We start from the raw sequence: 10044 nt of genomic DNA, 5'->3' as shown, positions 1-10044 counted from the left end.
TTGTTGCTCATGCTTTTGACTCGTCTGCTTAATGCCTGCCACCATTTCCCTGGCTTCGTCTACGGTACCGCGCGCTTGTGCATGCATAGCAATACTATCGAGATCGATGTGCGCCCGCGCAAAGGCTCCAGAGCGTGCTGCTCAGGATGCCATCAACCCGCCAGGGGCTACGACCAACTGCCCCAACGCCGCTTCGAGTTCATCCCGATCTGGGGCTTTGCGGTGTTTTTACTGTACAGCATGAGGCGCGTGGAATGCAGGCGATGTGGGGTCAAGGTAGAGGAGGTGCCCTGGGCAATGGGCAAGCACCAGTTGACCAGGGCGTACATGCTGTACTTGGCGCACTGGGCGCGCAAGCTTTCATGGAAGGACACGGCACAGTCCTTCCACACCAGTTGGGAGAAGGTCCAACAGGCCGTGGCCTATGTCGTGCAATGGGGTCTGGAGCATCGCGAGCTGGGGCATATCCGGGCCATCGGCGTGGACGAAATCGCCTACGGTCGTGGTCATGAGTATCTGACACTGGTCTACCAGATCGAGGCGGGCTGCACGCGCCTGCTCTGGGTGGGCGAGAAGCGCACCAAAGAAGCGTTCCAGAAGTTCTTCGATATGATCGGCACGGAACTGGCGCAGGGCATCGAGTTTGTGTGTTCGGACATGTGGAAACCCTATCTGGACATGATCAAACTGCATTGCACAGGGGCGCTGAACATTCTGGACCGCTTTCACATCGTCGCTAAACTCAATCTTGCCATCGACGAGGTCCGTGCGGGCGAAGCACGCCAACTGGTCAAGGACGGCTACGAGCCGGTGCTTAAGAAGTCGCGCTGGTGTCTGCTCAAGCGCCCGGGGAACCTGACCGACTCCCAGCGCATCAAGCTGCGTGAGGTGCTGCGCTATAACCTCAAGAGCGTACGGGCCTACCTCTTCAAAGAATACTTCCAGCAATTCTGGGACTACGAGTCACCCGCATGGGCAGGCAAATTCCTGGATCAGTGGTGCAGCGAGGTCATGCGCTCGCGCATCGACCCGCTCAAGAAATTCGCTCGCACAGTACGCACCCATCGAGAGCTGTTGCTCAACTATTTCCGGGCGCGAAAGGCGTTCTCCAGTGGCATCGTTGAGGGACTGAACAACAAAGCCAAAGTCACTATGAGAAAAGCCTATGGATATCGCACCTTCAAAATGACGGAACTCTCGCTATATCACGTACTTGGCAAACTTCCTGAGCCAGAACTCGCCCATAGATTTTACTGACGGACCTAATATAGTAAGTGAATCGATAGATTTCACGCCTCGCGAAACCTCTCCGACCCTTACCGGATATTTCACAAAACTTTCTTCATTCCTCTGCAGACTGGCGTCCGCGATCAAACGAAAACGTTTGCGCGATCCCCCGGAACAGGCAGAGACATCATGAGACCAACCGCGACATTGGCATTGACGGCACTGGCGACACTGGTGCTTGCTGCCTGCGGACCCGACGATCAGGCGAGCGTCGGCGCTGCACAACAAGCCTCGGCTAACGCGTCGTTGCCGGCCAGCGCCGTCGAGCCGCTCGTGCTGTCAACACCGTCCGATGACCCGGCGGCGAGCAGTCCCATTGCGGCCGCTCAGGCAAGCCTCGCGGCGGACGCACAACAGGTAGCACCTGTTCTTCACTCCGCGCCCGACTCGTCCCAGTGACGCGAAAAGCCACCGCTTTCAAGTGAAAAAGAATCCCCATCCTGATCGAGTCCTTCGATCGGGACGGCATTGCCGCACCTATCATGACGCCACGAGGTGAATCAAAATGACGTTGAATAGCCGCCGCCGTTTCTTGCAGACCGTTGCCACTTCAGCCGGTGCCGCCGCCGCGCTGACAGTGTTCCCCGAATCCATTCGCAAGGCGCTCGCCATTCCGGCGTCAGGGCGCACTGGAACGATCAATGACGTTGAACACATTGTGGTGTTCATGCAGGAGAACCGTTCCTTCGATCACTACTTCGGCCACTTGCGTGGTGTACGCGGGTACAACGACCGCTTCCCGATCCCGTTGCCGAGCGGCCAGCCGGTATGGTTCCAGCCGTCGAAGGAAGATGCGACGAAACCGGTGCTGCCGTTTCATCTGAATACCCTGACGACCAGCGCGCAGTGCGTAGGCGACCTGGACCACAATTGGTACCCGACTCACTACGCGATCAATAATGGCCGTTACGACCAATGGCCCGCTTACAAGACGGATATGACGATGGGTTATCACTTGCGCAGCGACATTCCGTTTCACTACGCGCTTGCCGATGCCTTCACCGTCTGCGATTCCTACTTCTGTTCGCTGCCTGGCCCGACGCATCCGAACCGCGCGTATCTGATGACGGGCATGGTCGATCCGACCGGCACGAAAGGCGGCCCGCTGCTCGACAACAACGACTACGTGGACGGCGACGGTCCGCCGAAATATCAGTTGCTCTCGTGGACGACGTATCCGGAACGTCTGGAAGCGGCCGGTATCTCGTGGCAGATCTACCAGCAAGGCCTGACCGGCGACGATCCGCTGAACGGCAACTACGGCACCAACATCCTGCAGAATTTCACGAACATCATCAATGCACCGCAAGGCTCTTCGCTGCAGTTGCGCGCGAACGCCGTGCGTACGATCGATGACCTGAAGGCCGACGTGCTGGCGAATAAATTGCCGCAAGTATCGTGGTTGTGTCCGCCCGCGGCGTACTCTGAACATCCGAAATACACGCCGGCTTACGGGGCGGAATACACGTCGACAATCCTCGATGCGCTGACCGCTAATCCGGAAGTCTGGAGCAAGACGGTGCTGTTCATCATGTACGACGAGAACGATGGTTTCTTCGATCACCTCGTGCCGCCGCAGCCGCCCATGTCGCGGGCGCAGGGGTTGTCGACGGTGAGTACCGAGGGCGAACTCCACACGGTCGTCAATCCGGGACGCGGCGGCAGTTATACCGCCGATGGCCTGCCTTACGGCCTCGGCCCGCGTGTGCCCATGACGGTGGTTTCACCGTGGACCAAGGGCGGTTTTGTTTGTTCGCAAGTGTTCGATCACACGTCGGTGATTCGCTTTATCGAAACGCGCTTTGGGGTGATGGAGCCGAACATTACGCAGTGGCGTCGTGCGGTATGCGGTGACCTGACAACGGCCTTCGATTTCCGCACGCCCGATGCGCAGATGCCGTCGCTGCCCGACACCAGCAACTACAAGACCATCGCGGACAATCAGTGCGCCACGCAACCGGCGCCGACAGTGCCGGCCGTGCCCGGCGTGATCGATCCGCAGGAACCGGGTACGCGTTTCGCCCGCGCGTTGCCTTATGAGTTGTATGTGCAAAGCAGTCTCGATTCAGGCAACAAGACATTTACGCTTCACTTCGCCAATACCGGCACGCAGGGCGCGCACTTCTACGTCTACTCGACGAACCGTACCGATGGTCCGTGGCGCTATACGGTTGAAGCGGGCAAGACCTTGCGCGACAGCTTCGACATCAACAGGACGGCCGGCATCTATGCGTTCACGGTCTACGGTCCGAACGGATTCGTGCGCGAGTTTGCCGGTTCGTTGACGCCGCCGGGAACCGGCAGTGTGTCGAATCCGCCGGCCGCCCCCGAATTGGCGGTGCAATACGATGTCGCGAATGGCAACGTGTCCCTGCAATTCACGAATCGCGGCCGTGGCATTGCGCACTTATCGGTTGCCGATAACGCGTACGGTGCGCATTCGCGTTCGGTGGTGGTGCCGTCGCTGGGGACCATGGCGGCGTCGTGGGTTCTGTCCGCGAGTCATCACTGGTACGACCTGAGCGTTACCAGCAACGACGATCCTACGTTCTTGCGCCGTCTTGCAGGTCACGTCGAAAACGGCCGCCCGAGTATCAGCGATCCGGCTGCGGTTGCTCCAGTGACGGTGCCGGCTTGATGTAGCCCGCGCGAACCCGGTACGTGTCGTTCACAACGTCCGGGTTCGCATCGTCTTGCGAATTCTTGCGAATGACGGTTCTTCAATAACGGTGTTGACGTCGGCCCCCAAAGCCATTTATTGTTAGCACCATGAACTCGCATCTTTTCATCCTCACGACCGCGACTACCACGACCACCTTCTCAGGCGGGTCGTCTGGAGCGCGTGCGCGATAAAGCATCGAGGTGCGTTTTTCAGAAGGCCCCGCCGGAAACGGACGGGGCCTTTTGCGTTGTGCAGCGCTCCCTGTCCGTGATGGCCCTTGAAATTAACGGAGAGCGTTATGGACGATATCGATCATCGGCAGTTGGGTTATCAACTGGATCTGTTTCATCAGCAGGACGAAGGACCCGGAATGGTATTCTGGCATCCGCGTGGCTGGGAGCTTTATCGCGTGGTGGAGGAGTACATCCGGCGTCGAATGCGGGGCGCGGGATTTCGCGAAGTGCGTACGCCGCAATTGCTGGCGCGTTCGCTTTGGGAGCGCAGCGGGCATTGGGATAAATTTCAGGCCGCCATGTATTCGGTGAATGACCGGCATGACGAAGCTCTCAACGAAGCCGGCGACAGCCGGCCGTATTGCCTGAAACCCATGAGCTGTCCTTGTCATGTGCAGATTTTCAATCAGCGAATTCGTTCTTATCGGGAGCTGCCGATCCGGTACAGCGAGTTTGGTGCCTGCCATCGTGATGAGCCTTCGGGATCGCTCGAGGGGTTAAAACGCACGCGCGCTTTCACGCAAGACGATGCCCATGTCTTCTGCATGGAAGACCAGGTGGAAACCGAGGTAGGGCGGTTTTGTGACTTGCTTCGTGGGGTCTACGCCGACCTTGGTTTCTCGACGTTTCGCGTGCAACTGGCTACGCGTCCGGATCAGCGAGCAGGCGATGACGCCGTCTGGGATCGCGCGGAAGAGGCGCTCGCAAAGGCGGCGGCCTCGGCCGGCCTGACGTGCGATGTGCATCCGGGAGAAGGTGCTTTCTATGGCCCGAAACTCGAATTCCATCTTATGGATAGCCGCAACCGTAGTTGGCAGTGCGGAACGATCCAGCTTGATTTCATCTTGCCGGATCGCCTCGATGCAAGCTTCGTCTCGTTCGAGAATCAACACCTTCGCCCGGTGATGATTCATCACGCGGTCCTGGGCAGCATGGAGCGGTTTATCGCGATGCTGCTTGAGCATCATGAGGGTTGGCTGCCCATGTGGCTTGCGCCCGATCAGGTGACGGTAGCAACCGTCTCGAATGCCAGCGCGGCCTATGGACAACGCGTGATGGACTTGCTCGATGAAGCGAACATAAGGGCGGTGTTCGACGACAGGCCTGAACGGCTTGAACGGAAGATCGTCGATGCGCGCGAACAGCGGATCCCCGTGTTTATCACGGTGGGTGCGCGCGACCAGCGCGACGAGACGGTGTCGCTGCGGCTTCGGGATGGAACGCAAAACACCTTCCCGATACAAGCAGGCATCGAACAGTTACGTGAGATGTTGCGGACGCCTGCCAAAGCCGGGTCGTAAAAAACGAAAGAGCCGCGGTTGGCTCTTTCTTCTGTCGCGCTCGCCTTGACCCACCCCCCCCCCAAGGGTTTCCCCTCATCAATTCCCGCTTGACCATCGCAATATGACGTCTTAAATTCTGTACATGTTCCTACATGTACCTTTTTAGGGATCGTGAAAGGAACAGGTAGTTAGCAGCAATGTTGCATGAACCTTGAAGCTTTCAATCAGGTTTCGTGCACCGCTTTTAAGCAAAACATGTGCATACTTGTGCTTTTATAGAGACTGGACCTTCCAATCCTTATAGGCACAGGAGTCACACCATGGTTAAACGGGCAGGAAAAACCGCAGAGGTCGGGCGTTCGAAGGCACATATGGTTGCCGCTACGATCGAGCAGGAAATCCTCACCGGGCGTTTGCCGTTCGGGCAGCAACTGGAAAGCGAGAACGAGCTGGTCGAGCGTTTTGCAGTGAGTCGTAACACGGTTCGCAAGGGGCTCGACCTGCTGACCAGCGGCGGTTTGATTACGCGTAAGGGTGGTATCGGTTCGTTTGTGACGTTCAACGGTCAGGCGCTTGACGGGACGCTCGGCTGGACTACCGCGATAGAAAAAGCGGGCGGTGCGCAGACCCGTTTGCTGCAGATTGCGCTGGTTGAAGACGAGCCGCTTGCGCAAGAGTTGAAGCTGGAGCGCACGACCTTTGTAGCGATTGACCGGATGCGTGTGATTGGTGTTGACGCTGAGGCGCAGTGCATTTCGCTCGAACGCAGCCGTTTGCCGTTCAACGACGACCTCGCCGCGTTGCCGCTGGAAGGGCTGGTGGGCGGCTCGTTGAACCGGACGCTGATCGAGCATGGCATGGTGCCGCATCACGGCGAGCAGTGGGCAGAAGTGGTTGGACTTGAAGCGGCCGATGCACGCCTGCTCAAGCGTCGTACGGGTACCTCATTCCTGCGTTCGCGGCGCGTCACGCGGGACCGGGATGAACGGATTATTGAATATGTCGTGAGCTTGCTGGACCCGGCTTTTTTCGCACTACACCTGGAATTCTGATGTCTTCGTCTTTGCTTTTGAATCACGCCACGTTGGCGGATCGCGCACGCGGCGCCTTCTATGGTCTCGCACTCGGCGACGCGTTCGGCATGCCGACCCAGTCGCTGAGCCGCGAGCGGATCGTCGAGCAGTTTGGACGTATCGACAAGCTGGAAGATGCGTTTCCGGATCAACCGATCGCACCGGGTCTTCGGGCCGGCTCCATCACCGATGACACGGAACAAGCGGTCCTCGTCGCGCATTTGCTGGCGGACGGCAACGGCAAGATTGAACCGATGGCGTTCGCGCATGCGTTGATCGAGTGGGAAGCGTCGATGAAGGCGCGTGGTTCGCTCGACTTGCTCGGGCCATCGACGAAACAGGCCATCGTACGCATTGCCGCCGGCGAAGATCCGCTGCGCACGGGCCGGTTCGGAACGACCAACGGCGCGGCCATGCGCGTGACGCCAGTCGGGATCGCGTTTGACTTGTGTCACCAGGAGCGGTTTATCGATGCCGTCGTGCAGTCGTGCGTGGTGACGCATAACACCACGCTCGGCATTTCGAGCGCGGCGGCCGTGGCGGCAGCGGTATCGGCCGGACTGAACGGCGCGACCCTGGCTGAAGCGCTGGAAGCGGGTATTTCGATGGCCGAGGGCGCCGAGACTCGCGGCTTCTGGGTTGCAGGCGGGCGCATTGCGCCGCGTATTCGCCATGCACGCGAGCTGATGCGCAACTGCGCCGGGCACGAGGTGGCGGACACGATCTATGACGTGATTGGTACGTCGGTGGCATCGCAGGAATCGGTCGTGGCGACCTTCGCGCTGGCCTTCGATCTGGATGCACGCGAGGGCACGATCGAAGCCGCCCTGGGGGCTGCCGCGAGCCTGGGTGGCGACACCGACACCATTGCCGCCATGCTCGGCGCGATCCTCGGCGCGTGCGCGGGTTACGACGCGCTGCCGGCCGGTCCTGTCGAGACTATTCGACGCGTGAGTTCGCTGAATCTCGAACCGCTTGTCGATCGTTTGCTTGGACTGCGCGCCGCAGCTTCCTGACGCGCTTGCCGTAATTTTCGCCGCACTTTCGCTGCATTTTCCGCTGTCCCCTTTAATCTGGAGATCAGACTCAGATGGCTTCGTCACGCACGTCAAACAGCGCTCGCCGAGTCGAGACGCGTGGTATTGAACCTGTACCGGAAGCCGAATGTCACGGGCATCCGCTGCAGCTTTTCTGGGTCTGGTTCGCCGCTAACATCAGCATCCTTGGACTGCCGCTTGGCGCGACGCTGGTTGCGTTCCAGCATCTTGCGATCTGGCAGGCGGCGCTGGTCGCGGTGATCGGCGCGGCGGGATCGTTCGCGATCGTCGGCGTGATCTCGATTGCCGGACGTCGCGGACATGCACCGAGTCTCACGCTGTCGCGTGCAATCTTCGGCGTGCGCGGCAACATTGGGCCGACCATCGTCTCGCTGTTGTCGCGGCTCGGCTGGGAGACGGTCAACACGACGACCGCCGCGTACGTGTTGCTGTCGCTTGCAACCATTGTGTTCGGCACGCCTGCGGAAGCCAAGAATGCGCCGGTGCTGACGCTCGTGTTCATCGCTGTGTTCGTGGTGCTGACGTTGATCGTGTCGGGACTCGGTCACGCTACGTTGCTCGTGATCCAGAAATGGTCGACGTACGTCTTCGGCGTGCTCAACCTGTTGGTGGCAGGCTTTCTCGTGACGGCGATCGACTGGCATGCGGTTTTCAATGCGGCGCCTGCGCCGTTGAGCGCCGTCATTATCGGCATTGGCACGATTGCAGCGGGTACCGGGATTGGCTGGGCGAACGCCGGCGCCGATATGTCGCGCTATCAGGCGCCGACGGTCAAGGGTCCGGCGCTGGTGGCATCGGCTGCATTCGGCGCGGGCATTCCGTTGATTCTTCTCGTCACGCTGGGCGCGTTGCTCTCGGTGGGTAACGATCATCTTGCGTCGGCTACGGACCCTATCGCCGCGATTCGCGAAATGTTGCCTACATGGATGGCTATTCCGTATCTCATCACTGCATTCGGTGGTTTGCTTTTGTCCAATTACTTGTCCGTGTATTCGGCTGGCTTGACGACACTCACGCTTGGCCTGAAGGTGAAACGCGTGCAGGCGGTGGTGGTCGACGTTGTCGTGATCTTCACGGGCTCGATCTATTTCATGCTGGTTGCCGGTAGCTTTTATGGTCCGTTCATCGGCTTCATTTCGTTGCTGGCGGTGCCTATCACGGCGTGGGTTGGGATCTTCGTGGTGGATCTGATTCATCGCCAGGAATACTCTCCCACTGACTTGCTCGATGTCTCCCCGCGCAGCGCGTACTGGTACAAAGGCGGCATTGAATGGCGTGCGTTCAGCGCCTGGGCGTTGGCGATCGTGCTTGGTTTTTGCTTCCTTTCCACGGGTGCTATCCACGGCATATTTGCGGACTCGTGGTTTGGACGTAATGGCCTTGGATGGATCGTGACATTCGTGGTGGCCGCAGGCGTATATGCTCTACTGGGCGGGGCACGCGGCGCGACCAAAGGTTGGAAGACAGCATGACGCAAGCAGATTCACAGCAGGCATCGCGATTGATCCATACGGGACAGGTGATTGTCGATCTAGTCATGCAGATCGATACGCTGCCCGCGCCCGGTGGCGACGTGCTCGCGCATAACGCGAGCTTCGAAGTAGGCGGCGGTTTCAACGTGATGGCTGCAGCGCGGCGCAGCGGCATGCGCGTGGCGTATCCCGGCGGTCACGGGCATGGGCGTTTCGGCGACATGGCGCGTCAGGCGTTATTGCAGGAAGGCGTGGAGGTGGCGGGTCCCGAAGTCGCGGACCAGGATACCGGCTTGTGCGTTGCCATTGTTGACGCTTCCGCCGAGCGTACGTTCGTCTCGCACATGGGTGCGGAAAGCGTGCTTGAGCGGCATGTGCTTGATGCGCTTGCGGTGACCGCGCGGGACATTATTTATGTGAGTGGTTATAGCTTGATGCTCGCGGACAAGGGCGCTGTGCTTGTCGAGTGGCTTGAGCAACTGCCTGCGGACACGCGGGTGGCTTTTGATCCGGGACCGTTGGTTGATGCTATTGATTCGGCGTTGCTTGCGCGTGTGATGGCGGTCGTGTCGATCTGGACGAGTAATCGGGTGGAAGCATTGCGCTTCGCCAAGACCGATGACTTCGATGCAGCATTCGATTTGATTATCGCGCGGTTGAGAAGCGGTGCGCTTGCTATCGTGCGGGATGGTGCTTCCGGTTGTTATCTGCGCGTGGGTGAAATGCGCGACCATGTACGGGGTTTTGCGGTAAAGGCCGTCGATAGCAATGGTGCTGGCGATGCCCACGCCGGTGTGTTTCTGGCCACGCTTGCGACTGGCGCCGATGCACGAACGGCGGCGCGGCGCGCGAACGCTGCGGCGGCGATCGCCGTGACGCGTCATGGGCCTGCAACGTCGCCGGACGCGGCGGAAATCGATGTGTTTGTTGGGTCGGTTGGTTAGGTTGGACGGAGCGGTCGGGGTTAGTGTTGGGT

The 10044-nt window shown here is 59.5% G+C and carries 8 protein-coding genes; all 8 read left to right on the top strand.

Annotated elements, in window-relative coordinates:
* On the top strand, positions 1–1257 hold a 1257-nt coding region (locus tag ACMX25_RS37330), incomplete at its 5' end, for an ISL3 family transposase (RefSeq protein WP_414950301.1).
* A 159-nt stretch (positions 1258–1416) separates the two neighbouring features.
* Complete coding sequence (locus tag ACMX25_RS37325; RefSeq protein WP_414954886.1) at positions 1417–1686, top strand: hypothetical protein; 270 nt, start codon at positions 1417–1419, stop codon at positions 1684–1686.
* Positions 1687–1792: 106 nt separating this feature from the next.
* Positions 1793–3925, top strand: a complete 2133-nt coding sequence (locus tag ACMX25_RS37320; protein WP_414954885.1) for a phosphocholine-specific phospholipase C — start codon at positions 1793–1795, stop codon at positions 3923–3925.
* A 322-nt stretch (positions 3926–4247) separates the two neighbouring features.
* Positions 4248–5483, top strand: a complete 1236-nt coding sequence (thrS, locus tag ACMX25_RS37315; protein ID WP_414954884.1) for a threonine--tRNA ligase — start codon at positions 4248–4250, stop codon at positions 5481–5483.
* Between the two features lie 302 nt (positions 5484–5785).
* Positions 5786–6517, top strand: coding sequence for a GntR family transcriptional regulator (locus ACMX25_RS37310; RefSeq protein WP_414954883.1), 732 nt, complete (start codon positions 5786–5788; stop codon positions 6515–6517).
* Entirely contained in the window at positions 6517–7554 is a 1038-nt protein-coding gene (locus ACMX25_RS37305; RefSeq protein ID WP_414954882.1) for an ADP-ribosylglycohydrolase family protein, read from the top strand. Before ACMX25_RS37310 ends, ACMX25_RS37305 begins: the two co-directional genes overlap by 1 nt.
* Before the next feature lie 74 nt (positions 7555–7628).
* Positions 7629–9068 carry a purine-cytosine permease family protein gene (locus ACMX25_RS37300; protein ID WP_414954881.1) on the top strand — a complete coding sequence of 480 codons (1440 nt, stop codon included), beginning with the start codon at positions 7629–7631 and terminating at the stop codon, positions 9066–9068.
* Positions 9065–10012, top strand: coding sequence for a PfkB family carbohydrate kinase (locus tag ACMX25_RS37295; protein ID WP_414954880.1), 948 nt, complete (start codon positions 9065–9067; stop codon positions 10010–10012). The genes ACMX25_RS37300 and ACMX25_RS37295 overlap by 4 nt, the downstream gene beginning before the upstream one ends.
* Positions 10013–10044: the final 32 nt, after the last annotated feature.

This window comes from Caballeronia eucalypticola (genome assembly GCF_047608185.1).
Taxonomy (GTDB): Bacteria; Pseudomonadota; Gammaproteobacteria; order Burkholderiales; family Burkholderiaceae; genus Caballeronia.
This window is presented reverse-complemented; position numbering and strand designations above follow the sequence as displayed.

Bases quoted from the DNA above. Each gene is read 5' to 3' on its own strand.
- ACMX25_RS37305 (WP_414954882.1), top strand. From the start codon at position 6,517: ATGTCTTCGTCTTTGCTTTTGAATCACGCCACGTTGGCGGATCGCGCA.
- ACMX25_RS37300 (WP_414954881.1), top strand. From the start codon at position 7,629: ATGGCTTCGTCACGCACGTCAAACAGCGCTCGCCGAGTCGAGACGCGT.
- ACMX25_RS37325 (WP_414954886.1), top strand. From the start codon at position 1,417: ATGAGACCAACCGCGACATTGGCATTGACGGCACTGGCGACACTGGTG.
- ACMX25_RS37320 (WP_414954885.1), top strand. From the start codon at position 1,793: ATGACGTTGAATAGCCGCCGCCGTTTCTTGCAGACCGTTGCCACTTCA.
- ACMX25_RS37310 (WP_414954883.1), top strand. From the start codon at position 5,786: ATGGTTAAACGGGCAGGAAAAACCGCAGAGGTCGGGCGTTCGAAGGCA.
- thrS (WP_414954884.1), top strand. From the start codon at position 4,248: ATGGACGATATCGATCATCGGCAGTTGGGTTATCAACTGGATCTGTTT.
- ACMX25_RS37295 (WP_414954880.1), top strand. From the start codon at position 9,065: ATGACGCAAGCAGATTCACAGCAGGCATCGCGATTGATCCATACGGGA.